The sequence below is a fragment of the Campylobacter sp. RM9333 genome (genome assembly GCF_020137705.1).
Lineage (GTDB): Bacteria > Campylobacterota > Campylobacteria > Campylobacterales > Campylobacteraceae > Campylobacter_E.
The window spans coordinates 1-25,653 of the sequence record NZ_JACGAY010000001.1; the positions used below are offsets into that span (position 1 = coordinate 1).

General features: G+C 27.0%; 26 protein-coding genes and 1 pseudogene. 22 read left to right on the forward strand and 5 right to left on the reverse strand.

The window, feature by feature from the left end; all coding sequences use genetic code 11:
• The 3 genes from AVBRAN9333_RS00005 to AVBRAN9333_RS00015 form a co-directional block, all read right to left on the reverse strand.
• Positions 1–783, reverse strand: a 783-nt coding sequence (locus tag AVBRAN9333_RS00005) for a cache domain-containing protein (protein WP_336609207.1), incomplete at its 3' end; no start/stop codon positions are given.
• Between the two features lie 67 nt (positions 784–850).
• Positions 851–2,203, reverse strand: a complete 1,353-nt coding sequence (locus AVBRAN9333_RS00010) for a magnesium transporter (RefSeq protein WP_336607693.1) — start codon at positions 2,201–2,203, stop codon at positions 851–853.
• 3 nt (positions 2,204–2,206) lie between these two features.
• Entirely contained in the window at positions 2,207–3,379 is a 1,173-nt protein-coding gene (locus tag AVBRAN9333_RS00015; protein WP_214116477.1) for a peptidoglycan DD-metalloendopeptidase family protein, read from the reverse strand.
• A gap of 95 nt (positions 3,380–3,474) precedes the next feature.
• Here AVBRAN9333_RS00015 and AVBRAN9333_RS00020 point away from each other — a divergent pair, with 95 nt between their 5' ends.
• The 5 genes and pseudogenes from AVBRAN9333_RS00020 (at position 3,475) to AVBRAN9333_RS00040 (ending at position 7,383) form a co-directional block, all read left to right on the forward strand.
• The gene (locus AVBRAN9333_RS00020) at positions 3,475–4,176 is read left to right on the forward strand and encodes a plasminogen-binding N-terminal domain-containing protein (protein WP_214116480.1); all 702 of its coding nucleotides are present in this window, start codon (positions 3,475–3,477) and stop codon (positions 4,174–4,176) included.
• A 214-nt stretch (positions 4,177–4,390) separates the two neighbouring features.
• Positions 4,391–4,699: pseudogene (locus AVBRAN9333_RS09500) on the forward strand (lipoprotein required for motility); the annotation flags it as partial.
• Complete coding sequence (locus tag AVBRAN9333_RS00030; RefSeq protein WP_336609208.1) at positions 4,675–5,061, forward strand: hypothetical protein; 387 nt, start codon at positions 4,675–4,677, stop codon at positions 5,059–5,061. The pseudogene AVBRAN9333_RS09500 and the gene AVBRAN9333_RS00030, both read left to right, overlap by 25 nt.
• Positions 5,058–6,353, forward strand: coding sequence for a sigma-54-dependent transcriptional regulator (locus AVBRAN9333_RS00035; RefSeq protein WP_336609209.1), 1,296 nt, complete (start codon positions 5,058–5,060; stop codon positions 6,351–6,353). Before AVBRAN9333_RS00030 ends, AVBRAN9333_RS00035 begins: the two co-directional genes overlap by 4 nt.
• 1 nt (position 6,354) lies before the next feature.
• The gene (locus AVBRAN9333_RS00040) at positions 6,355–7,383 is read left to right on the forward strand and encodes an aspartate-semialdehyde dehydrogenase (protein ID WP_214116494.1); all 1,029 of its coding nucleotides are present in this window, start codon (positions 6,355–6,357) and stop codon (positions 7,381–7,383) included.
• A 34-nt stretch (positions 7,384–7,417) separates the two neighbouring features.
• Here the strand turns inward: AVBRAN9333_RS00040 and AVBRAN9333_RS00045 are convergent, their stop codons facing one another.
• Entirely contained in the window at positions 7,418–8,599 is a 1,182-nt protein-coding gene (locus tag AVBRAN9333_RS00045) for a hypothetical protein (protein WP_214116496.1), read from the reverse strand.
• 2 nt (positions 8,600–8,601) lie between these two features.
• The gene (locus tag AVBRAN9333_RS00050; protein WP_336609210.1) at positions 8,602–9,162 is read right to left on the reverse strand and encodes a uracil-DNA glycosylase family protein; all 561 of its coding nucleotides are present in this window, start codon (positions 9,160–9,162) and stop codon (positions 8,602–8,604) included.
• 88 nt (positions 9,163–9,250) lie between these two features.
• Between AVBRAN9333_RS00050 and rpmH the strand changes: the two genes are divergently transcribed.
• The 17 genes from rpmH (at position 9,251) to ald (ending at position 25,542) form a co-directional block, all read left to right on the forward strand.
• Positions 9,251–9,388: a 50S ribosomal protein L34 gene (gene rpmH, locus AVBRAN9333_RS00055; RefSeq protein WP_214116499.1), complete on the forward strand. Its 138-nt coding sequence runs from the start codon at positions 9,251–9,253 to the stop codon at positions 9,386–9,388.
• Positions 9,376–9,714 carry a ribonuclease P protein component gene (gene rnpA, locus AVBRAN9333_RS00060; RefSeq protein WP_275592001.1) on the forward strand — a complete coding sequence of 113 codons (339 nt, stop codon included), beginning with the start codon at positions 9,376–9,378 and terminating at the stop codon, positions 9,712–9,714. The genes rpmH and rnpA overlap by 13 nt, the downstream gene beginning before the upstream one ends.
• Position 9,715: 1 nt before the next feature.
• On the forward strand, positions 9,716–10,048 hold the full coding sequence (gene yidD, locus AVBRAN9333_RS00065; protein WP_214116501.1) for a membrane protein insertion efficiency factor YidD: 333 nt from the start codon (positions 9,716–9,718) through the stop codon (positions 10,046–10,048).
• A 9-nt stretch (positions 10,049–10,057) separates the two neighbouring features.
• The gene (gene yidC / locus AVBRAN9333_RS00070) at positions 10,058–11,605 is read left to right on the forward strand and encodes a membrane protein insertase YidC (RefSeq protein ID WP_214120382.1); all 1,548 of its coding nucleotides are present in this window, start codon (positions 10,058–10,060) and stop codon (positions 11,603–11,605) included.
• Positions 11,592–12,221 (forward strand): Jag N-terminal domain-containing protein, encoded by a 630-nt coding sequence (locus tag AVBRAN9333_RS00075; RefSeq protein WP_214116505.1) that lies wholly within the window; start codon positions 11,592–11,594, stop codon positions 12,219–12,221. Before yidC ends, AVBRAN9333_RS00075 begins: the two co-directional genes overlap by 14 nt.
• Entirely contained in the window at positions 12,218–13,543 is a 1,326-nt protein-coding gene (gene mnmE, locus AVBRAN9333_RS00080; RefSeq protein WP_214120381.1) for a tRNA uridine-5-carboxymethylaminomethyl(34) synthesis GTPase MnmE, read from the forward strand. Before AVBRAN9333_RS00075 ends, mnmE begins: the two co-directional genes overlap by 4 nt.
• 221 nt (positions 13,544–13,764) lie before the next feature.
• Positions 13,765–14,253, forward strand: coding sequence for an RDD family protein (locus AVBRAN9333_RS00085; protein WP_214116509.1), 489 nt, complete (start codon positions 13,765–13,767; stop codon positions 14,251–14,253).
• Positions 14,246–16,288 (forward strand): LPS-assembly protein LptD, encoded by a 2,043-nt coding sequence (locus tag AVBRAN9333_RS00090; RefSeq protein ID WP_336609211.1) that lies wholly within the window; start codon positions 14,246–14,248, stop codon positions 16,286–16,288. The genes AVBRAN9333_RS00085 and AVBRAN9333_RS00090 overlap by 8 nt, the downstream gene beginning before the upstream one ends.
• Positions 16,269–16,955, forward strand: coding sequence for a sodium:proton antiporter (locus AVBRAN9333_RS00095; protein WP_336609212.1), 687 nt, complete (start codon positions 16,269–16,271; stop codon positions 16,953–16,955). The genes AVBRAN9333_RS00090 and AVBRAN9333_RS00095 overlap by 20 nt, the downstream gene beginning before the upstream one ends.
• Complete coding sequence (locus tag AVBRAN9333_RS00100) at positions 16,939–19,032, forward strand: polyribonucleotide nucleotidyltransferase (protein ID WP_336609213.1); 2,094 nt, start codon at positions 16,939–16,941, stop codon at positions 19,030–19,032. The genes AVBRAN9333_RS00095 and AVBRAN9333_RS00100 overlap by 17 nt, the downstream gene beginning before the upstream one ends.
• The gene (locus AVBRAN9333_RS00105) at positions 19,025–19,621 is read left to right on the forward strand and encodes a LysE family transporter (RefSeq protein ID WP_336609214.1); all 597 of its coding nucleotides are present in this window, start codon (positions 19,025–19,027) and stop codon (positions 19,619–19,621) included. The genes AVBRAN9333_RS00100 and AVBRAN9333_RS00105 overlap by 8 nt, the downstream gene beginning before the upstream one ends.
• Complete coding sequence (locus AVBRAN9333_RS00110; RefSeq protein WP_239802770.1) at positions 19,611–20,258, forward strand: nitroreductase family protein; 648 nt, start codon at positions 19,611–19,613, stop codon at positions 20,256–20,258. The genes AVBRAN9333_RS00105 and AVBRAN9333_RS00110 overlap by 11 nt, the downstream gene beginning before the upstream one ends.
• A 10-nt stretch (positions 20,259–20,268) precedes the next feature.
• Entirely contained in the window at positions 20,269–20,568 is a 300-nt protein-coding gene (locus tag AVBRAN9333_RS00115; protein ID WP_214116528.1) for a thiamine-binding protein, read from the forward strand.
• A gap of 7 nt (positions 20,569–20,575) precedes the next feature.
• The gene (locus AVBRAN9333_RS00120; protein WP_336609215.1) at positions 20,576–21,139 is read left to right on the forward strand and encodes a ComF family protein; all 564 of its coding nucleotides are present in this window, start codon (positions 20,576–20,578) and stop codon (positions 21,137–21,139) included.
• 38 nt (positions 21,140–21,177) lie between these two features.
• Positions 21,178–23,781 (forward strand): DNA gyrase subunit A, encoded by a 2,604-nt coding sequence (gene gyrA, locus AVBRAN9333_RS00125; RefSeq protein ID WP_336609216.1) that lies wholly within the window; start codon positions 21,178–21,180, stop codon positions 23,779–23,781.
• Positions 23,759–24,331 (forward strand): manganese efflux pump MntP, encoded by a 573-nt coding sequence (locus tag AVBRAN9333_RS00130; protein ID WP_214120127.1) that lies wholly within the window; start codon positions 23,759–23,761, stop codon positions 24,329–24,331. Before gyrA ends, AVBRAN9333_RS00130 begins: the two co-directional genes overlap by 23 nt.
• A 98-nt stretch (positions 24,332–24,429) precedes the next feature.
• Positions 24,430–25,542: an alanine dehydrogenase gene (gene ald / locus AVBRAN9333_RS00135; protein WP_214116534.1), complete on the forward strand. Its 1,113-nt coding sequence runs from the start codon at positions 24,430–24,432 to the stop codon at positions 25,540–25,542.
• Positions 25,543–25,653 lie beyond the last annotated feature (111 nt).

Below are 25,653 nucleotides of genomic sequence, written 5' to 3' on the forward strand. Positions count from 1 at the left end.
ACCTTTATCATCTAGCTTTTTAGTTAAATCTCCATCTCCACTGCTAAGTTCGTTTGATTTAGCTGTTAGATTATTTAGTGGGCGAGTGATTTGGAATTTTACGAAGATAATCATTAATATTAAAATTATAGCCGCTATAACAACTGCTGCTAATGTAAATTTGTAATTTGAGCTACTAATAACTTCATCAATTATTTTACCTACTTCAGCGATTTCTTGATTTGTTATATCCATATCTATTGTGCAACCATAGATAATATCCATATTTTTATCTTTTTTAGTATAGGTAATGATATTTCTATCTTTATTAGTTACCTTATCAAAGAATGTAACTTCTGTAAAACCACCACCTGCTAAGCCATTCTTAACAAATTTTTCTACATAGCTTTCGCCTTTAATATCTAAATCTGCTTTTAAATTCTTCCCTACTTTTTCTAGTTGATAATGAACTAAATAAGTTCCATCTGAATTAACGGCAAAAAATCTAATATTTGTGCTATCTAAATTCATACCTTGAAGATATTCAATTGTGCTTTCAAGTGCATCTTCAGGTCCATCTCCAGCTTTTACGAAGTCTTTATATAATTTTTCAGAAAAATTATAAAATCCAAATACAATGCTTTTTGCAGCACTTCTAGCATCTTTAATTGCTAGTTCTTCTACTGTTTTAGTTGTTACGTTATCAATTTCTTGCATTCCTTTGTTAGAAATAAATATTAGGCTAATACCTAAGATACATAAACTAATCAGTATACATAACGAAAGTTTTGTTGAAATTTTCATTTCATCTCCTTTTTCATTGAAAATTAAATCATTAATTTAAACATAATTTTGTTAAAAGTAGATTAAATTATAACAATATTACCTTAGCAAGTAATAAAAAGCTAAAAAACCCTAAAGCATCGGTGGTTGCTGTTAGTAAAACTGCACTACCTAGTGCAGGGTCAAATCCACATTTTTTTAATACCAAAGGTATTAATGAGCCAATTAAACCTGCAAAACCTAAATTTAAAATCATTGATATAAATATCACAAGGCTTAGCATTGGGATTGAAAACCAAAAATACGCAACAGCTCCTAACACAATGGCAAAAATCGTTGCGTTTGAAAACGAAATAGCAATTTCTCTTAATAATATATGTTTTGAATTCTCATAACTTAATTCACCTAAAGCAAGTTTTCTAATAGTTACGGCAAGTGCTTGTGAGCCAGTATTTCCACCCATTGATGCAACTATTGGCATTAAAGCCGCAAGTGCTACTAACTTTTCTATTGCATCAGAAAACATTGCGATAACATGGGCTGAAATTAACGAAGTAATTAGATTTACAATAAGCCATTTAGCTCTACTTTTAGCTGCTTTTATAGTATTTTCATCTTCGCTATCAATATCTCCAACCCCTGCAAAGTTATACATTTGCTCTGTTGCATAGTCTTGGATTAAGTCGTGTATATCATCATAAGTTATTCTTCCTAATAATTTATTATTATTATCAACTACAGCAATTACACTTAAATCATAGTCTTGAACCATAGAGATAGCATCATTTATAGTGTCGTAATCTCTAATAAAATGTAAATCTTTTGCTAAATCTTCATTTTTATCCAGAATTTGCTGAAAAGTATCTTTAAATTCATATAAAATTAAATCTCCTACATGCAAACTATAAATTAATTTTTCATTCTCATCGGTTATAAAAAGTTGGATTATATGTTCTATTTCTTCGCTTTTTTTAAGCTCTTTATATTTGCTAATAGCACTTTCTAGAGTATCACTAAGCTTTGCGGTAAAAATCTCTGTTTGCATATAAGCACCAGCTTTTTCATCATCGTAGCGTTTTAAGAATAAAATATCATCTTGTTCGTCTTTACTAAGATTTGAAAAAATTCTATTTGCTTTTTCATCATCAATTTCTTCAATGCTTTGCATTAAATCAGTTGCATCATCGCTTTCTAATTCGCCTAATGCTAAAGCTAATTTTTTGCTTGAAGATAATTTCAAAACATCGCTTAACATATGTTCAGGCATTAGCGTTGCGATATTTCCTAAGTCTTCATCATCAAGACTTTTAATTATGTTTTCATAAGCTTCATAATCATCATTTTTTATTATTTTTAGGGCTTCTAATAATTCAGCGTAGCTAACATCTTTTTCATCTAAAAAATCTTGTATTATTTCAAAAGCTACTGCTGTATTTTTCATATTTTAATTAAGCTCCACAATATTTTCAAAATTCTCTTCTTTTATAGGAGTTATTTTACTTTCTAATATATGTTTAATTTCACTTATATATTCTTTAGTTATTAAATCAAATTTTTGCTTTTCTTTGCCTACTAGACCATCTTTTGCAACTCTAACAACTGTTGCTGGGTTAATTGCTGCATTGTTTTTATACATACCAAAATGTAAGTGCGGCCCTGTGCTAAGACCTGTAGTTCCTACATAGCCAATTACTTGACCTTGTTTTACACTATCTCCTATTTTGTATTTACCAAATTTGCTTAAATGTGCGTATAAAGTCATATAGCCACTTGAGTGATTTACTTGAACTACATTTCCATATCCGCCTTTTACTCCTCTAAACATTATTTTTCCAGCACCTGCTGCTTTTACTGGTGTTCCTGTTGGTGCTGCATAATCTATTCCTAGATGGGCTCTATATTTTTTTAAAATAGGATGAAATCTTCCTGGGTTAAATGGAGAACTAATTCTAACATTTCCAACAGGCAATATAAAAGTATATGTTTCTAATTGTTTTCCGTTTTCATCGTAAAAATCATTATCTCCATATTTAAATATATAATAAGGCTTTTTATTGACTTCAATCATAGCTGATTTTATATTTGCATCTCCATAAATTCTACCTAATCTTCTTTTTTGAGAATAAACGATTACTACTCTATCATCTTTTTTCATTCCTGTATAATTAATCGTTCCTGCATATGCTCTAAGCAGAGCGCTTGCTAATCTAGAGTTTTGAGTGTTATCTATAATATCTTGATAAACTGATTTATTTATTTTAAATGTTAAACTTGTTTCTTCAACTTTATAAGTAATTGGAGTAAATGTTATAGCATATTTATCTTCTAAATCCTTATATATTTGTATTTGTAAAGTTTCGCTTATTGGTATTAAAATTTGCTCTATATTATCATTTTCATCTCTTAATATTTGATATTTAACCCCAGCTATGATTTCTGCTGTTAGTTCTTTATCTTCTTTATCAAGATTATGATATATGCTTAATGGAATTTGATTTTTTTGTAAGAAAAATAAAAAACTCTCGCCTCTTTCCCATATTAATTCTTCCATTTTTAATTCTTTTGAGAATAAATTTAAACTTAAAAAAATAGATAAAACTAATATGATTTTTCGCATTATTTTCCTTTAAAATATGATAAAATTTCCAAAATAAGGCAGACATTTTACTTTTTTTTGCTTATAATTTAGTAATTTAATTTTAAAGGGATAATATGTTTAAGAAAACTTTTATTTTAATATGCTTTTCGGTTTTTGCATTTGCTAATCAATTTATAAATGCTGTTATTGATAAGATTGATAATGGCTATGCTTATGCTCATATAGTTGATGCAAAATATGATGAAAACAATTTAAAAAATGGCGCTATTGTTATTAAAGATATTGGAGAATATTCTATAATTGTTGCTAGAGCTAGTTTTGTAAATAATGAGAACAATAATATTAAATTAGAGCTATATACATTTTCTGATTTAAAACAAGATGCTTTACCATTACCTATATTAACTCCACAAATAGGCGATAGAGTAATTTTTAATAATTATATTGAGCATACATTATTAATAGCTCCTAGTCAAAAAATATATGATAGTATTAAAAATAAATATAACAATTTTATATATTTTGATACTAATGTTTTAGCAGCGAATTTATACGCTAAAAAACAACTAACTCCAAATAGAAATGATTTAAGAGAATTTTGTAGAACTTGGGCTATTGGTAGTGTGATGGTTGCATTAAAAAATAACTTATATTTATATGAATGTTCTTCTTTAAAGAAAATAGCTGAATTGGATAATAATTTAGAATATAATCAAATTGATGAAATAAATTTTTATTCAAATATTTCTAAGCAATTAAGCAAAACAACAGATTATTTTTCATATTATAACAAGCTATTTAAAGAAAAGGAATAATAATTGCTTTGAAGCAATTAAATAATTATTTAAAGGAAAAATCGTGAAAAGATTAGGCACCATCGCTTTAGCTATATTTATTTGTGCTTGTGTTCCACAAAAAAAAGAAACAACAGTTCAAGTAGAAAATAACACTCAAAAAACAGCTTATAAAAAAGCAAGTTATCAAGAGCCTGTTTTAAGTCCTGAAGAAGAAGCAGTAAGACTTATGATTTTTAGTTCGGTAGGAGAGGGAATTCCACCTCAAAACACAGTTTCGCAAGCTCAAGCATTAGCACTTGCAAAAAGAGCAGCATTAGCTGATGCTTATCGTCAATTAGCTGGCAAACTTTATGGGGTTAGAGTAAATTCTAGAGAAAATGTAAAAGATGCAATGCTTAGAAGCTCGTTAATTACAACATATGTTAATGGACTTATTAAAAATGCAAACATTACCGGAGAAGGATTTAAAGATGGTCTTTATACGGTTGAATTAGAACTAAAAATTGATAAATATAAATGGAACGAATTGTTCTCATATTAATTAGCTTTTTAGGATTATTAAACGCTGCAAATCCTGATTATATATTTTGGGCTAGATTAAGTACTACTAATCTAGTCCTAACTAACGAAGAATTTCACTTAAGTAGAGCAATGAGTATTGATAAAAAAGCAAGATATACTTATGTTTGTGAGATTAATGCTACAAAGTCTAATGTTTATGATAGTTTAAAAGACCAACAAACAAATTTAATAGATTGTGTTAATAAAGCGATAGTGAGTGAATATGTTGATGTCAATAATTTTAAAGCAAGTATAAAAACTCATTTAAGATTATTGCCAATTTATTTTAAAGCAGAACTTGCTCAAGGTAAAATATTGATTTACACAAAGGATAAGGTATGAAAATAGCCATAGTTGAAGATGATATTAATATGAGAAAATCCTTAGAATTATCATTAAGTGATGATTATGAATTAAAAACTTATAAAAATCCAATTGATGCTTTAAAAGAATTAGATGATAGTTTTGACTTAATAATAAGTGATATTAATATGCCTAAAATGGACGGACTTGAGTTTGTAAAAACAGCTTTAGAACAAAAAATTAGTGCTGAGTTTATAATTATTACAGGAAATGCGACTTTAAATAAAGCAATTGAAGCACTAAGACTTGGAGTAAAAGATTTTTTAACAAAGCCATTTGATTTGGATAAATTATATGAAGCAATAAATAGAGCAAAAATTATTAGAGAAAAAAAAGCTAATAAAATTAAAAAAGAAATTCCAGTAAAACAAAGTGGATTTTTAGGTTCATCAAAAGAACTTGAGAATTTAAAAACAATAGCTTTAAAAGCAGCTAAAACAAATGTAAGTGTATTTTTAAGCGGTGAAAGTGGAGTTGGTAAAGAAGTATTTGCAAAATTTATTCATGAAAATAGTAAAAGAGCAAATAAGCCTTTTATAGCTATTAATATGGCTGCTATTCCTGAAAATTTAATAGAGAGTGAATTGTTTGGATATGAAAAAGGAGCTTTTACAGATGCTAATTCTAATAAATTAGGCTTATTTGAGTTAGCTAATGAAGGCACTTTATTTCTTGATGAAATAGGTGAAATGAGTGCTAGTATTCAAGCTAAGTTATTAAGAGTTTTACAAGAAAAAACTATACAAAGATTAGGTGGCACAAAATTAATTAATATAGATGTAAGAATTATAAGTGCTAGTAATATAAACATACAAGATAATATTAAAAATAATAAATTTAGAGCAGATTTATTTTATAGATTAAATACAATTATGCTAGATATTTTGCCTTTAAGACAAAGAAAAGATGAAATAATAGAAATTGCTAATGCTACTTTAAATAGAATTTGTAATGAGTATGATTTAGGGGAAAAAACTTTTAGCAAAGAAGCTATAAAAGTATTAAATGATTATAATTATCCTGGAAATATAAGAGAATTGATTTCTATTGTTGAAAGTGCTGCAATTTTAAGCGATGAAAATGTAGTAAAAGATAGTGATTTAAGGCTTAATTTTACTAATAATAATAAAAATAATATAAATGACTTAGAATTTGAATTAATTAAAGAAGCTTTAAAGCAAGAAAAGGATATAAAAGCAGCTTCTAAATTAATTTCAATGAGCGAAAAAGTTTTTAGAGAAAAAATGCAAAAATACAATTTAGGAGAGTGAAATGAAAAATATTGCAATCATTGGTGCAACAGGTGCTGTAGGCGAAGAAATATTAAATGTATTAAATGAATACAATTTTCCAGTAAAAGAACTAAGATTGTTAGCTAGTAAAAATAGTGCTGGTAAAGAGATTGTATGGCGTGATGAAACTTATGTTATAGAAGAATTAGATGAGCATAGTTTTGATGAAGAAGATGTTGATATAGCATTCTTTTGTGCGGGTGGAAGTATAAGTGAAAAATATGCAAAAATTGCAGCAAATAAAGGTGCTTTGGTTATTGATAATACAAGTTATTTTAGAATGATGAATGATGTGCCTTTAATAGTGCCTGAATGTAATCCTGGTGATTTTGAAAAACATAAAGGAATAATTGCAAATCCAAATTGCTCAACCATTCAAATGGTGCAAGTATTAAAACCACTTGATGATGTATTTGATATAGAAAGAGTTGATGTTAGCACTTATCAAGCGGCAAGTGGAGCAGGGAATTTAGGTATGAGTGAGCTTATGGAAGGTCTTCAAAAAGTATTTGCTTTTGAAGAAATTAAACCATCAAAATTTACTTATCAACTAGCATTAAATCTAATTCCTCAAATTGATGTATTTACTGATAGTGGCTATACAAAAGAAGAGCTAAAAATGGTAAATGAAACTCAAAAAATTATGAATAAAAAAATGCAAATTAGTGCTACTTGCGTTAGAGTGCCAGTGCTTAGAAGTCATAGCGAAAGTATTACAATTACTTTTAAAAATAATGTAGATTTAACAAAAGTAAGAGAGATTTTAAGTAAAGCTCCAAGCGTTGTATTGATGGATAATCCAAATACAAAAGCACATAATGAAGATAGTGAAAATGAAGAGTTACGCTATCCAATGCCTTTATTTACAAGCAATACAAATGAAACTTATGTTGGTAGAATTAGAGTTGATTTAAATAATCCTAAGATTTTACATTTATGGTGTGTAGCTGATCAAATTCGTGTTGGAGCAGCAACTAACGCAGTAAGAATTGCTTTATTATCTTTATAAAATTACTTAAAACTAAGAATTTAAATTCTTAGTTTTATTTTTGTTCGCTAAATTTTGATTGTTTAGCATTCATAATTCTTACATTAAAATGTATTGAATTACCTATAAAATTATCTTTAAATAATCTATCTTTTTTGTTTGAATATAGCTCGTGATAGTAGTAATCTAATCCAACACTAGTTGAATAAGCTATCCAGTTATAAGCTATTTTTTGCCCTAATAAATCATTTATATATTCTATTTCTTCATCAATTTCGCCTATTGAATTAGCAAAATAAAACATAGACCTTTCGTTTTCTTGGCTTAGGTTTAAAAACATTGGATGATAATTAATTTGAGTGCTTAAATATTTATTTGGTCTAATACTTAAAGCTCTTATTTGTGTTGCCAAAAGAGTTGTTTTTACTAATGGTATATTAAAAAATACGCTAGAATTATTTAATTTCCAAGCATCACTTAAAGCCGAATTTACATTTAGATTTTTCTTTTCAATAGTTTTAAGAGAAATTATATTGCTTTGTTCTCTTATATTATCAGTTATTTTACTTGCTAATAAGCTATCATCTTTAAATACAGCTATTTTATTATTTGAAATATTTATTAGTTTTGCAACTTGTTCTTGATAATCTATGCTACCAAATGTAAAATTAGAATTTACATTATCAAAATCACTAGATTTTGCTAATGGATTAAATACTGCAATATTTGTAATACTTTTGTTTAATACATTAATGCCGTTTTTTTGAAATCCTGTAATAATTAGTGAATAATCGTGTAATTGGCTTATGATAGGAGCTATATTAGCTTCACTTTCATCTCCTGTAAAATATACTTTCATATATACATTATCATTTTGTTTCATAAGATATGCAAGTGCAGGAGAAATTATATTACTAGAATAAGATTTTACAACTTTTTCTGGTATAACTAAAGCTATTTTAATTGTGTTTAATTGTTGTTTTTTAGGTAAATCAATATATTCAATTCCATTAAGAAGTTTTACATAAATGTTATTTAGTTTTTCATCATTAGAATTAAATCTTGTTATATAGCTTATGTAAAGACCTTTGTATAATAAGTCTTTTAGACATTCATCAGAGCATTTTTCTTTTTCGTAATTAACATAAAAAACCTTTGCTGGCTCAATTTTGACTAATTCTTGTTTGGCAGCAATAAGATTTGAGCATATTAACATTGTTGTTAATAATTTTTTCATAATTATTCCTTTATTTTTTTTAAGTTATTTATAAAATCATTTTCATAACTTGGATTTTTTTTAATAAAGCTAAAGCTGTAATTTAGCAAAACTTTTCTTTTTTTACCATAAAAGTCATAAAAAATAATATCTCCAATATTAAAATTTGATAATTGTAATATATTTTTTAAATTTTCTCCTAATAAAATTATAATATTTGCTTCACTTTCTAAAAGTTCATTTAAAAAATACTGATAGCACTTTAAAATATTTTCTTGTTTATATTGATTTGAGCATTTTACTATATTTGTAATATATACATTATTTAAATTAAGATTTAAATTCTTGCTTAAAATACTATTAAAATATTCAGCATCATTGTCATTAAAACCAATATCGCTTAGTATGAAAATATTTGATTTAATTACTTTATTTGTATAAAAATTATTTTTATTTTTGTATAAATTGCATAATTTGCAATTTTTTATATCTTTTATATTGTAGTTTTTATTAACGCTTAACTTATCGTTGTAAAAGGAAAATCCGAATAATTTTAAGTAATGTAAATATGTATTTTTATCCATAAAATTTATTTTATATCAAAAATACTTAAAAATAATTAAGTTATTTGTGATAGAATATGCGTTTAATTTTTTTATTTAAGGAAGAAAAATGCCAAAAAGAACTTATCAACCACACAATACACCTCGCAAGAGAACTCACGGATTTCGTGTAAGAATGAAGACTAAAAATGGTCGTAAAGTAATCAATGCAAGACGCGCAAAAGGTAGAAGAAGATTAGCAATCTAAAGGAATTTTCTAGCATAAATGATTCTAAAGATTTTGCTAGACTTTATAAAATTGGTTCAAAATGGTTTGCTAAAAACTGCGTTATTTATCACGAACCAAGCGAAGTTAAAAAAATTGCAGTAATCGCAAGTAAAAAAGTAGGATGTGCTGTTGTAAGGAATAGAACTAAAAGATTAATAAGAGCTATTTTTTTACAACTTTATCCAAATATAAGTAGCGGTTATTACATATTTGTAGCAAAAAAAGGTTTTAGTGATTTAGGTTATTTTGAATTAGAAAAGAATATTAAGTGGAGTCTTAAAAGGTTGGGGTGTTTAAAGGAATAAAATGTTTAGGTATTTAGCTGTTAAATTAGTTGAATTTTATAGATATTTTTTAAGTCCTTTAAAGCCTAAATCTTGTAGATATTATCCAACTTGCTCTCAATATGCGATTATTCAACTTCAATATAATAATTTTTTTAAAGCACTTTTTTTAACAGCTTTAAGAATTTTAAAATGTAATCAATTATTTGTAGGTGGTTTTGATTATCCTATAATTAAAATTAAACATAAACCTATTATGCTTTTTACACATCAAAATAAGATAAAAAAACTTAAAATGATTTTTGTTCCAAAAGATAAACAATTTTATTATATAGTAAAAGTAATATTCAAATAAAGGAAAAATATGTTTGATAATATGTCTCAACAAAAAAGGATTATAATTGCTGTAGTTTTATCTATGGTTTTTTTTATAGGTTATGATTTTTTAATCCCTAAACCAGTTGTTACTAATACTCAACAAATTCAAAAGCAAGAAGTTAGTAATATACAAACAAAAACTCAAAATATCGGAGATATTAAAGCAATAAAAACAAATAATATTATTGCTAGTGTTAATAATGAGCATTTTGATGTTCAAATCAATGAAAATGGAGAAATTAGTAGTTTTATTTTAAAAGATGAAAGATTTTTAAATGAAACAAATGAAGCTATTAATTTAGTTGATAAAAATACTACTTTATATCCTTTATCTATGGTTTTTTATGATAGTGAATTTAATAAAGAATTTAACAATACAACTTTTAAAGCAAATAAAAGTAGTGTAAATATTGGTGAAGAGCTAGTTTTAAGTAAAGATGTAAATGGTGTAATTGTTAATAAAATTATAACATTCAAAGAAAATGGTTTTTATCAAGTAAAAATTACTTTTAGCGATAATAAATTAAGAGATTATGTTATTACTCCAGGTGAGCGTCCGAATGTTTTAGCAGATACTTTAACAGTTCATGGTGCTATGATTTACAAAAATGATGATACTAAAGTAGATTATGAAGATGGAGATATAAAATCAAATGATGAAAGAGTTGAAACTGATTCTATAATAGCTGCATTTTCTGATAGATACTACACAAGCACATTTTATAATTTTGAAAAGCCATTTAAGGTAGTTGTTAAAAATCACAAAGATTTATCAGTTGGTTATGTTGTAGCTAGCGGAAATGATACATTTAATGCTTATATTGGTCCAAAAGAGCATAAAATTTTAGAAGCTGTTAATGAAAAACTTACAAATGTGGTTGAATATGGTTGGTTTACTTTTATTGCTAAACCAATGTTCGCATTTTTAAGTTTTATATATTCACATGTAGGCAATTGGGGTTGGTCTATTGTTATTCTTACGATAGTTGTTAGAATTTGTCTTACATATCCAACTTATAAAAGTATGGTTTCTATGCAAAAATTAAAAGTTTTAGCTCCAAAAATTAAAGAAATTCAAGAAAAATATAAAGGTAATCCACAAAAAATGCAAATGCATATGATGGAGCTTTATAAAAAACATAAGGCAAATCCATTAGGCGGATGTTTACCAATATTAATTCAAATTCCAATATTTTTTGCAATTTATAGGGTATTATTAAATGCTATTGAACTTAAGGCTGCCCCTTGGGCTTTATGGATTAATGACTTAGCAATACATGATCCTTATTATATTTTACCAATTTATATGGGTGCTACTATGTTTTTACAACAAGTTATAACTCCTATGACTATACAAGACCCTACACAAGCTAAGATTATGAAATTCTTACCTTTAGTATTTGTGATATTTTTTATAAATTTCCCAGCAGGTCTTACATTGTATTGGTGTGTAAATAATACATTTTCACTAGCTCAACAATGGTTTGTAAATAAAATTTTTGCTAATAAAGAAGGAAAAAATGCAAATAGTTGATAAAACACTAGAAGGTGCTATTGATAGAGCAATTAAGGAAACTAATTGCTCTATTAGAGAATTAGAGTATGAAATAATTCAATTGCCAAAAGCTGGTTTTTTAGGTTTTTTTAAAAAAGATGCAATAATTGAAGTAAAAGTTAAGAAAAAAATTGAAATTAATATTATTGAAGATATTGCAAAAGATTTAAAAAATTTATTTTGTAGTGAATATTTTGATGTAAGAGATGTTGTGGTAACTCCAGCTAATGAAAATAGTGTAAATGTAGAATTTATTGCAAATTCTTATGAAAGTTTAATAGGAAAAGACGCACATAAATACAAAGCACTAGATACTATTGTAAATCATCTAATAAACATTAAATACAATCTTCACGCAAGAGTTGAGATTTGTGGTGTTCTTGCTAAATTAAGAGAAAATCTTGAAAAGCATTTAAGCGAAGTAAAGACAAAAATTGATGAAGTGGGTAAGGCTCAAACAAGACCATTAGAAACAAGTTTATTAAATCTAGTATATGAAGAATTATTAAAAGAATTTTCTCATAAAAATATAGTTATAAAAGATAGTTCTTTAGGAAGATACATTGCAATTTATGGAGAATTTAAAAAACAATGAATAGCACAATAGTAGCACTTGCTAGTGCTAGTGGAAATGGTGCTATTAGTATTATTAGATTAAGCGGGGAAAAAGCTTTAGAAATAGCATCAAAATTATTAAGTCAAAAAAACGCAGAAAAATTAAAAAATAATCCCCGCTATGCTCACTTTTTTAAACTATTTTACGAAAATGAATTTGTTGATGAAGGCATTATAATTTATTTTAAAGCCCCTTTTTCTTTTACTGGTGAAGATTGCGTAGAGTTTCAAATTCACGGCGGTTTTACAAACGCACAAAATATACTTATGATTTTAAATAAATTAGGTGCTAGATTTGCAAGAGCAGGGGAATTTAGCAAAAGAGCTTGCTTAAACAATAAAATGAGTTTAGAAAAAGCACTTTTAATAAATGAATTAATTGCTGCAAAGAGTGAAAATGCAAGAAAAATAATATCTAAGAATATAGATGGAGCTTTTAAAGAATTAATCACTAACACCCAAGATGAGTTAATTAAAACTTTAGCTTATTTAGAAACCGCAATTGATTATGCTGATGATGATTTGCCTGAAGATATTTTAGAAAATGCTAAAGCAAAACTACTTAATAACGCTAAAGAATTAGAAACAATTGCAATTAGAAGTGAGAAAAAAAGAGGCCTAATAGAAGGATTTAACCTAGCAATTATTGGAAAACCAAATGTAGGGAAAAGCTCTTTATTAAATGCTTTATTATCATTTAATAGAGCAATAGTTAGTGATATTGCAGGAACTACAAGAGATAGTATTGAAGAGTATTTAAACTATCACGGACATTTAATAAAATTAGTTGATACTGCAGGAATTAGACAAAGTGATGATTTGATAGAAGAATTAGGCATTAAAAGAAGCTATGAGGCTATTAATAAGGCTGATATAGTATTGTTTTTAATTGATTCATCAAAAGAATGCTTAGAAGATGAATTAAAACTTTTAGAATACATTAAAAATAGTGGTAAAAAATATTTTATAGTTCAAAATAAAAGCGACTTAGCTCAAGTAAATACTTTAGAAGGTATTAAAATATCAGCATTAAATAATGATATAAAAGCTTTAGAATTTGAATTAAAAAATTATTTAAATTCTCAATTAGACAATGAATTGGTTTTAACAAATACTGATTTAATAAGTGCGTTTTATAGTGCTAGTGAGAATATTTATTTAGCTATAGATAATTTTAATGAGCTTGAAATTTGTGCTTATTATTTAAATGAAAGTTTAAATAAACTATCTCTTTTTGGTAAAAAAACAGGAAGCGATGAATTGTTTGATGCAATGTTTTCTGAGTTTTGCTTGGGTAAGTAAAAATTCATTAAGCTTTTTATGTAAAATTACACTACCCTAGACAACGCGGGTTTAATATATTCGGTCTAACAGATTTTTTTATGTGATTAAGTTTAAGCAACCGTGTTCTGTGATGCAAGTAATTGTGAATTGCAGCCTTTAATGCTTTTCTTCCACTATTTTTTAGGTTACAAGACCTTGAAATTTAACGCTTGTTTGGGGATTTATGTTTAGGGTTTTAAATGGATGATAAAATATTAGAAAAGCTTGAAAAAGAAGATAAACAACTAGCCGATATTGTTGCTAGGTTTATTGCTTTTGTGGCTGATTTTATAATTTGCTATATTCTTATCTTTATTTTAATGATATATTTTATAAACGATGAAGAAATAATTAAAATAAGAACCTTAATAAATAACGAAGATTATATCAATTTAAATATATTATTATTTCGCTATGTAAAAGCATATTTTATTATTAAATTCTTTTATGTTCTTATATTTTTTTATATGTATGGTGCAACTTTTGGCAATATGATTACAAAGACAAAAATTGTAAATTGCGAACATTTTGATACTCCTAATTTTACAGAATCTTTAAATAGGGCTTTAGTGTTTGTATTTTGTGAATTTTTTATAAATGGGGTATTGTTTGTATCTATATTCTTTAATAAGACAAGAAGAAATTTTGCTGATATTGCTAGCAAATCTATGGTGATTAAAGTTGATTAAAAAAATATCTTATTTGATATTGCTTATTGGCTTACTTTATTCAAATCAAATTGAAATTCAATCAGATGAGTTTATAAAAAAAGATAATTACATAATCTCAAATAAAGATATATTGTTGTTTAAAGAAAATTATTTTGCAAGAGCAAATGGTGGTAAATATAATCAAGATACAAAAGAGTTAGAATTATTTGGAGATGTATTTTTAATAAACAATAATCAAACTACTATATCAAATTATGCAAAAATTAATTTAGGTAATTCTTGTGCAAATTTTGATAATTTTTTTATAAGCGATTCTTTTATTGAAGTATGGTTAAAAAGTAAGAATAGTTCTTATATAAATGGTGATTTTATTGTAAAAAATGCAAGTGTTAGTTCTTGTGATGTTGCAAATCCTGAATGGAGTATTGATTTTAAGGAAGGTATTTATAATACTAAAACTCAAGATTTAGTATTAAAAGGTATGGTTTTAAGATTTAAAAATATACCAATTTTTTATATGCCATATTTTGCTATTAATACAGATGATAGTAGAAAAACTGGTTTTTTGGTTCCTAAATTATCAATAAAAAGCAAAGAAGCTATTCATTATGAGCAACCATTTTTTTGGGCGATTAATCATAGAATGGATTTAGAATTAAGACCACAAATTAGAACAAATAGGGGTTATGGAATTTATTCTAATTTTCGTTTTGTTGATAGCCCTTATTCTAAAGGAAATATAGGAGTTGGGTATTTTAAAGAATTTAATAGTTATTTTAATAAAGAAGAATTGAAATTTGGCGAGCATTATGGATTTAATATGCACTATGAAAGAGATAAAATCTTTAATACAAATAACAAAAATCAAGAAGGATTATATTTAGACTTTTTAAGAATTAGTGATATTGATTATTTGAATTTATCTAGTTTTTTAGATAATAATGATGAAGCCATAATAACTTCAAAATTTAATTATTTTTATACAGATAATAAAGATTATTTCGGTTTATATGCTAAATATTATCAAGACACTTCAAGTATTAATCAAGATTATACTTTACAAGAAATTCCAAATCTACATTATCATAGATTTTATGATACTTTATTTGATAATCATATTAACTATAAAGCAGATTTTTCATATAGCAATTTTTATAGAAGAGAAGGTAGCACATTAAATAGATTTCATTTTTATGTTCCAATTGAGTTTAATAAAAGCTTATTTAATGATTATATTAACTTTGTTTTAAATGAAGAATTTGAATTAGGACTTAACTTTTATAATAAATATAGTAGAAGAGACGATTATAATTTTAATTCTACTCATAGTGCTTTTATATATACTAATTTATTTAGAAAGTATGATTATATATTGCATAATATTAATTTTGGTTTTGGTGCTAGTCTTAGGACTGGTTCAAAAGAAATAGAAAATGAATTTTTCATACCAAATACTTATGATGATTTAACCTTTAATATTGAGTTATCTCAAATAATTTTTAGCGATAATGATAAAAAACTTAAGCATTCTTTAACGCTTAGGACAGAAGATTCTAAGTTTAATATTTTAAGCAATCAGCTTAAGTATTATTTTAATAATAATTTTAATATTAATAATACTACGGAGTATTCGTTTAAAAATTCTAATATTGATAGATTTTTTATAGAAGGCGTATATACAACCCAGCCATTTAAAATAAGTTCTGGATTTTATTATAATAAAATTGATGAGCTTCTTGTGAAAAATAAGCCTTATGATAGATTTTTAACTAGTAAATTTCAATATGAATTTATGCCTTATAATATAATATATTCTCAAGCTTGGTTTAATTTAAATAGCAAGAAATTTGAAAACTATAGTATAGGTTTTACTCATAAAAAAAGATGTATAAATTATTCTTTAGAATTTAAAGAAAGCACAACAGCTAAACTTACTCAAATGGGTGTAAAATCTGTAAGAGATAGGGGGGTTTATTTGAAATTCAATCTTTATCCAATAGGCGGTGTAAGATATAATTTTGCTTTAAGAGGTGATGATACTTATGATTTTTGACAATCCTTTACAAGCTGCTAATAAATTTAGTGAAAAATTATTGCAATATAAAGAATTAGAAGGGCATATAATTATAGGAAATAGTATTAAAAATATTCCTTTTATTGAGACTATTGCAAGTGAACTTAATTTATATTATGATATGCTTTTTAACAAAGGCATATATGCCCCAAATAATGAATGTCAGATAGCAAAAATTAGTGAAACAAGAGATATAGTATGTATTCAAGAATTAATTGAAGCTTTTTCCATAACTCAAGAATATATTTTATCAATGAGTACTGTGCTTTATGATGAATCAATTATGGGTAAAATTGCAAAATATAGAAAGTCTTTACCACTTAGCAATCTTAAAGGTAAGGATATTTTATTGTTAGACCAAGGTTCAAACAGCGGTTTAACTATTAATGTATGTCATAAAAGTTTATTGGGTTTAGGCGTTAGAAGTATAAAATATGCAAGTGCTTTAGTAGCTGCTGATGCTTATAATTATTATAATGATTTATTTGATAAAGTTTATTATTTAGAAAAAATAGAACATTTTATAGATAAAGATTATTACTACAAGCAACCACTTGAAATATCAAGTGAATATGCGTGTGAGATTTTAGAAACGAGCAATTATTATTTGCCATATCAAAAGGAGATAAATGAAAAAAATAATTAAGATTAACGATAAAGAATTAGTATTTGAACTTGATTTAGTTGCCAAACAAGCAAATGCAAGTGTTTTAATGACTTGTGGTAAAACGGTTATGTTAGCAAGTGTTGCTAGAGAAGATGAGTGTGTTAGTGAAGATTTTTTACCATTAACCGTTAGTTATGTAGAAAAAACTTATGCAGCAGGTAAAATTCCAGGCGGTTTTGTGAAAAGAGAAACAAAACCAAGTGATTATGAGACTTTAACTTCAAGAATAATTGATAGAACATTACGCCCATTATTTCCTAAGGGCTATTTACACCCAACTCATATCGTTGTTATGCTTCTTTCGGTTGAAGAAAATGTTGATATTCAGCCACTTGCACTTTATGCAGCAAGTGCGGCTTTATTTTTAAGTGATATTGAAATTGTATATCCAGCAGTTGGGGTTAGGGTTGCTAAGGATGAAAATGGTTTTGTTCTAAATCCTGATTTAAATTCTTTAGAACTTTCAAGTCTTGATTTGTTTGTAAGTGGTCTTAAAGATGAATTATTAATGATAGAAATGAAAGCAAATGAGACTAATAATTCAATGAATGAGATGAGTGAGAGTGAGTTATTACAAGCTTTAGAATTTGCAAAAGGTAGTATTTTAAATATAAGTAATGATTTTTATAATACTTTTAAAGAATATAAAAAATCTTATGAGTTTAACTATAAAGCTGATAGCGAAAATCTAGCAGTATATGAATATTTAGAAAAAAACTATTTAGAAGATATAAAATTTGCAATTAATAAAATGGCTAAAAGCGAAAGGGCAAGTGAGCTTAAAGCTATTGCAAAAAAAGTTGTTTTAGATGAAGAATTTATAAATAATAATTGGAGTGAAGCTGAACTTGATTATGAATTAAATCGTATTAAAAAATACATAGTAAGAAAGCAAATCTTAAAAGAAAAAAGAAGAGCTGATGGGAGAGCTTTAGATGAGGTTCGTCCTATTAGTATATTGACTAATATTTTACCAAATGCGCACGGCTCTTGTTTATTTACAAGGGGTCAAACTCAAGCATTAGTGGTTTGCACTTTAGGTAGCGACAATGATGCTCAAGCAATTGAATTATTAAATAATAAATCAACTACCTATGAAAGATTTATGTTTAATTATAATTTTCCTGGTTTTTGTGTAGGCGAAGCAAGTCCTTTAAAAGCACCTTCAAGAAGAGAATTAGGACACGGAAATCTAGCAAAAAGAGCTTTAAGTTCTTCAGTTAGTAAAGATTATGCTCACACTATTAGAATAGTTTCAGAAATATTAGAAAGTAATGGAAGTAGCTCAATGGCTAGTGTTTGCGGTGGCTCATTAGCTCTTCGTGCTGCAGCAGTGCCTAGTAAAAAACTAGTAGCTGGAGTTGCTATGGGACTTATAATTGAAGATAATGAATATGCTGTATTAACTGATATTATGGGCTTAGAAGATCACGATGGGGATATGGATTTTAAAGTAGCAGGTAGTGTTGATGGAATAACTGCTATGCAAATGGATATAAAATTAGGTGGGGTTAGCACTGAAATATTAACCCAAGCTTTAGAAGCTGCTAGAAAAGGAAGAATTCATATTCTTAATTTAATGGAAGAAGCAAATTCTAAAATTGTTATTAATGAAGAAATTTTACCTAAATTAGAAATATTTAGCGTAAGTGCTAATGATATTCCAGAAATTATTGGTCAAGGTGGTAAAACTATTAAAGAAATCATAGATAAATTTGGCGTTAGCATAGATTTAGATAGAGATAAAAATGAAGTAAAAATTAGTGGAAAATTAGTAAAAGAAGCTAAAGAATATATATTAAATGAAGTGTTAAAACCAAAATCTAAAGGCAAAAAACAAGCTCCTAAAGTAGAATTTGAAATAGGAACTAGATTTAGTGGCGTTGTTAAAAAAGTAGCTAATTTTGGAGTATTTGTAACCTTACAAGACGGCATTGATGGATTATTACATTCTAATAAAATCAAGGGTAAAAGCTTTAATGAGGGCGAAACGCTAGAAGTAATAGTTAGTGAAATTAAAGATGGAAAAGTAGGACTTAGTTTAGCAGATGAATGATTTATTTGATGGGATATTATTAGGACTTGGAGTTTGCGTTCCTTTTGGTCCTGTTAATATTCTAATTTTAAGTTATGCACTAAAATCTTTTAAGAATGCTTTTTCTTTAGGTTTTGGTGCTTTTGTTGCTGATTTGCTTTATTTATCATTATTAAGCTTTAGCGTTTTAGAATTTATTAAAAACAATTTATTTTTAAATATTTTAAGTATTTTTGGCTTTATATTTTTAAGTTATTTAGCATTTTTAATGCTAAAGCCAGTAAAAGATATAAATCTTCATAAGAATTTAGAAAATACAAATATATTTAGTAATTTTATTAAAGGATTTTTACTAAATCTAGCAAATCCTTATGTAATCACATTTTGGCTTAGCGTTGCAACTATGCTAAGCACTAAACAAAATCCTATATATTTATTTTTAGGACTTAGCGTTAGCATACTTATTTGGATATTTTCGCTTTCGTTTTTTGTATATAAATATACAAATTTATTTAGTATAAAAGTGCTAAAGATTATTAATATAATTTCTGCTTTTATTTTAGAATATTTTGCGATTATGCTTGTTTTAAGGAGATTTTATGACTTTTAAGGAATGTTTGGATAATAGATTTTCTTGTAGAGATTTTATTGACTATGAATTAAGTAAAGATGAATTAATTAATATAGTAGAACTTGCAAAATTAAGCCCTAGTGCAACAAATATGCAACCAGCAAAACTAAGCTTTTTTAGTGGTAAAAGCCTTGCTAAATTAAGTGATGATTTATTAAATGCTGTAAAAAATAATTTAAAAAGTCAAGATATAAAATTATATCCTGATATTTGGTTTGAACCTTATAAGAGCAGAAGATTTCAGACAGGAATTAGGCTTTATGAAGCACTTAATATAAAGCGAGATGAGAAAGAAAAAAGGTTAGAGCAATGGCATAAGAATTTTAAATTCTTTAATGCTAAAAATCTAGCAATTTTACATATTGATAATGGTTTAAACGAAGGCTCTTTGTTAGATTGTGGTATTTTTCTAGCTAATTTTTTAAATGCGGCTACATATTTAGGATTTAGCACTTGTGTTTTAGGTAGTATTGCTGAATATTGCGATACTATTAGAGAAAATGGGGTTGAAGGCAAAATTATATGTGGCATTGCAATAGGTAAAAAAAGTAGCGATAATGTAAATGATTTTAAAACTACTAGAGCAAGTAATGAAGAAATAATTAAATTTATTTAAAGGAGAAAAAATGAGTGTTACAATGGATTTTTGTATTTTTTCTATGAGCGATGATAGTAAAAGTGAAGAAATAGCACCAATTATTGAGTATTTAAGAAAGAAAAATATAAAACACAAATTAGGTGCAATGGGAACTAGCGTAGAAACTGATGATTTAAAAAGTGCTTTAAAAATTTTAAATAAAGCAAATAAATTAATTAATAAAGATAGAGTTTATTTAGTAGCCAAATTTGACATTCACAAAAGTAGAAATGATAATCTAAAATATAAGGTAAAATCGGTTAAAAAGCGTCTAAAAGATAAAGAATAAAATCTTTATGCTATGTTATAATTGCTCTAAGCCTACATTTAAGATTTTTTGTAAAACTTGTGAAAAAGAATTTAAATTACTTGAATGTAAAAGAAGAATTTTGGATGATGGTTTAGAAGTAATTAGCTTTTATAAATATTCTAAAATTAAAAAATTATTAAATCACAAGCATTTTATTAGTGGATATTTTATGTTAAATAAACTCGCATCTTATTCTTATAAAAGATTTCATTTTGATAATGAATTAGCTTATGCTCTAGGCTTAGATGATGATTGCTCTAGCGGGTATTCTCATACGGCAATACTTATTAAAAATATGAAATCAAAAAATATTATTCCATTATATAACGCAATTAAAGCAAAAAATAAGATTATTTATAAAGGTAAAAGTCTTTTGTTTAGAAAGAAAAATAAAAGAAAATATGAATTGCAAAAGACCTTGGATTTACCTGTAATTTTAGTAGATGATATTATCACTTCAGGTGAGTCTTTAAAACAAGCGAATTTAGTGCTTAAAAAAGCTAAAATTAAGGTTCTTTTTGCGGTCGTATTAGCCGATGCGAAAGTTTAGTTTGCTAGTATAAAAAAATCTTTACTTAAAGGAAAACAATGAATTTATTTGATAATAGTGAAATTACTATTGTAGATATTGAAGATAGTATAAAAACAAGCTATCTTGATTATTCTATGTCAGTAATTATAGGCCGTGCCTTACCTGATGCAAGAGATGGATTAAAGCCGGTTCATAGAAGAATTCTTTATGCAATGAATGATTTAGGAGTAGGTTCAAAAAGTGCTTATAAAAAATCAGCTCGTATAGTGGGTGATGTAATCGGTAAATACCATCCGCACGGAGATACTGCTGTTTATGATGCTTTAGTAAGAATGGCACAAAGCTTTTCAATGAGATACCCAAGTATTGATGGTCAAGGAAACTTTGGTTCAGTTGATGGAGATGGTGCTGCAGCTATGCGTTATACTGAAGCTAGAATGACAATTTTGGCTGAAGAATTGTTAAAAGATTTAGATAAAGACACCGTTGATTTTGTTCCAAACTATGATGATAGTATGAGTGAGCCTGATGTTTTACCTTCAAGAGTGCCTAATTTATTATTAAACGGCTCAAGTGGTATTGCTGTTGGTATGGCAACTAATATTCCACCACATAGTTTAGATGAATTAGTAGATGGACTTTTATATTTACTTGAGAATAAAAACGCTAGTTTAGAAGAAATAATGCAGTTTATAAAAGGTCCTGATTTTCCAACTGGTGGGATAATTTTTGGTAAAAAAGGCATTATAGAAGCTTATAAAACAGGTCGCGGTAGAATTAAAGTAAGAGCAAAAACTCATATAGAACAAAAAGGAAATAAAGAGCTAATAGTAATTGATGAGTTGCCTTATCAAGTAAATAAAGCAAGACTTCACGAGCAAATTGCAGAGCTTGTAAAAGAAAAGCAAATAGAAGGTATAAGCGAGACAAGAGATGAGAGTGATAGAGATGGAATTCGCCTTGTAATTGAGCTTAAGCGTGATGCTATGAGTGAAATTGTGCTAAATAATTTATTTAAAAGCACCACAATGGAGACAACATTTGGTGTGATAATGTTAGCAATTCATAATAAAGAACCTAAGGTATTTTCTTTAATTGAGCTATTAGATTTATTCTTAAATCATAGAAAAACCGTAATTATTAGAAGAACTATTTTTGAACTTGAAAAAGCAAAAGCAAGAGCGCATATCTTAGAAGGTCTTAAAATTGCACTAGATAATATAGATGAAGTAATTGCATTAATTAAATCAAGTGCAGATACTGCAAGTGCAAGAGATGCTTTAGTAGAAAAATTTAGCTTAACTGAATTACAAGCTAATGCTATTTTAGAAATGAGACTTAGCCGTCTTACAGGACTTGAAAGAGATAAATTAGAAGATGAATTAAGAGAACTTTTAGCAAAAATTGAAGAACTAAATGCAATCTTAAAAAGTGAAGAAAAAATAGAAGAAATAATTCACGATGAATTATTAGAAATTAAAAATAAATTTAAAGTTCCAAGAATTACTGAAATAGTAGATGATTATGATGAAATTGATGTAGAAGATTTAATACCAAATGAGCCAATGGTAATTACAATTACTCATCGTGGATATATTAAAAGAGTTCCTACAAAATCATATGAAAAACAAAAGCGTGGTGGTAAAGGTAAAGTCGCAGTAACTACTTATGATGATGATTTTATAGAGAGTTTCTTTACTGCAAATTCTCACGATACGCTAATGTTTGTTACTAATAAAGGACAACTATATTGGTTAAAAGTTTATAAAATTCCTGAAGGTAGCAGAACTGCTAAAGGAAAAGCTGTTGTAAATCTAATCAATCTTTTACCAGATGAAAAAATTATGGCAATAATTCCAACAACTGATTTTGCTAAGACAAAATCACTTGCATTCTTTACTAAAAATGGTCTTATTAAACGCACGAATTTAAGTGAATATAGCAATATCCGTTCAGTTGGTGTAAGAGCTATTAATCTTGATGAAAACGATGAATTAGTAAGTGTTTTAATAGCACAAAATGATGATAGTGAAAATATTGATTTGGTTGATGAAAATAGTGAAATTATTGAAGATGATAATATTCAAATTGTTGAAGAAGAAAATTCTTTAGATGAAAACCAAGATAATCAAGAAGAGCAAATTAGTGGAACTATGATTTTTGTAGCTACTAAAAAGGGTATGTGTATTAAATTCCCACTTACAAAAGTTCGTCAAATTGGTCGTGTAGCTCGTGGGGTAACTGCTATTCGCTTTAAAGAAGAGCAAGATTATGTAATAGGTGCAGTGGTTATTGAAAGTAATGAGCAAGAAATTTTAAGTGTTAGCCAAAAAGGTATCGCAAAAAGAACTGATGCAGGAGAATATCGCTTACAAAGTCGTGGTGGTAAGGGCGTAATTTGTATGAAACTTACTCAAAAGACAAAAGATTTAGTAGGCATTGTAATTGTTGATGATACTATGGATTTAATGGCGCTTACAAGTAGTGGCAAGATGATTAGAACTGATATGCAAAGCATTAGAAAAGCTGGTAGAAATACAAGCGGAGTAATTGTTGTAAATGTTGGTAGCGATGAGGTTGTAAGCATTGCAAAATGCCCTAAGGAAGAAGACGAAGAAGAAAATTTAGAAGAAGAGAATGGCTTATTTGATGATAATTGATATTGTTATTTTAGCTTTCTCTTTAGCAATTGACGCATTTTTTGTAGCATTAAGTATTTGCTTAGTGCTACAAAAACAATCTTTAAAAAAGTTATTGGTTTTTAGTGCATTATCTGCTTGTTTTCAAGTTTTAATGCCTATTTTAGGATATTATGTAACTTATTTATTAAATGTAAGGTATATGAAGTTAATTCAAGCAATTGACCATTATGTGATTTTTGCAATTTTTGTATTTTTAGCATATAAATTATTTAAGGAATTCTTAGATAATGAAAATGAGAATATTAATATAAGTTATGGTTCATTATTTTTGCTTAGCATAGCGACTAGTATTGATGCACTAGGTGCAGGACTTATGATATTTTCTTTGGAATATAATTTATTTATTTCTTCTTTATTAATAGCTTTAATTACATTTTTTATGTGCTTTTCTAGTTTATTTATAAGTAAAATGAAAGTTAATAAAAAAATTTTACAACCAATAGGAAGCTTGCTACTTTTATTTTTGGCGTTTAAAATTGTAATAGTTCATATGCTAGAAAACATATAACTTGTAAATTCGTAACACTTTTTATAATTTTTTCAAAAAAATCTTTTGAAGTTTTTATTTTTTTTATATCATACTCCTTTATCACAAAAGGAGTATAAATGATTATAGGTTGTTTAAAAGAAATTAAAGACCAAGAATATAGAGTTGGCTTAACGCCTTTAGATGTTATTGAATATATAAATCATGGACATGAAGTTTTAGTAGAAAGTAAAGCCGGTGCTGGTATTGATATAAGTGATGAAGAATATATAAAAGCCGGAGCAAAGATTTTAACTAAAGAAGAAATTTTTGAAAAAGCTGGAATGATTATTAAAGTAAAAGAACCAATTGAAAGTGAATATAAGTATTTTAAAAAAGGACAGATTTTATATACATATTTACATTTAGCAGCAGATGAAAAACTTACAAAAATGTTAATAGATAAAGAAATATCAGCATTTGCTTATGAGACGATTCAAGAAGGTAAAAATCTTCCTTGTTTAGCTCCTATGAGTGCTATTGCTGGTCGTTTAGCGGTAATTCAAGGTTGTAAGTATTTGGAAAAAACTTATGGCGGTAATGGAATGCTGCTTAGTGGTCTAACTGGTGTTAAAAAAGGAAAAGTTGTAATTTTAGGTAGTGGTATGGTAGGGCTTAATGCTGCTCAACTTGCTTTTGGTATGGGAGCAGAAGTTGTAATTTTAGGTCGTGATGCTAATAGACTAGATTATATTGACCATGTATTTAATGGTAAGATTACTACTTTATATAGTAATATTTCAAATATATTAGATAGTATAAAAGATGCTGATGTAGTAATTGGAGCAGCTTTAGTTCCAGGAGCAAAAACTCCTAAATTATTATCTAGAAAACATTTAAAGCATATGAAAAAAGGTGCTGTTATAGTTGATGTTGCGATTGATCAAGGTGGTTGTTTTGAGACAAGCCGTGCAACAACTCATACAAACCCTATTTATGAAGTTGATGGGATAATTCATTATGCAGTTGGTAATATGCCAGGAGCAGTTGCAAAAACAGCTACTTTAGCATTATTAAACGCTACAACTCCTTATGGAATTAAAATAGCAAACCTTGGAGTAATTGGTGCTATAACTTGTTTTGAAAGTTTAAGATATGGTTTAAATACACATAAAGGACACTGCACTCACGAAGGTGTGGCAAATGCCTTTAACCTTGAGTATTTTAATCCTAAGAATTTCATTGCTATGTAATATGATTAGGCATTTATATTTTTTATAAATGCCTATAGGTTTTTATGGGTTATTTTGTAATATTCAATAAAAGCCTATAAAAAAGATAAAAATTTTATTGTTTAAGTAATT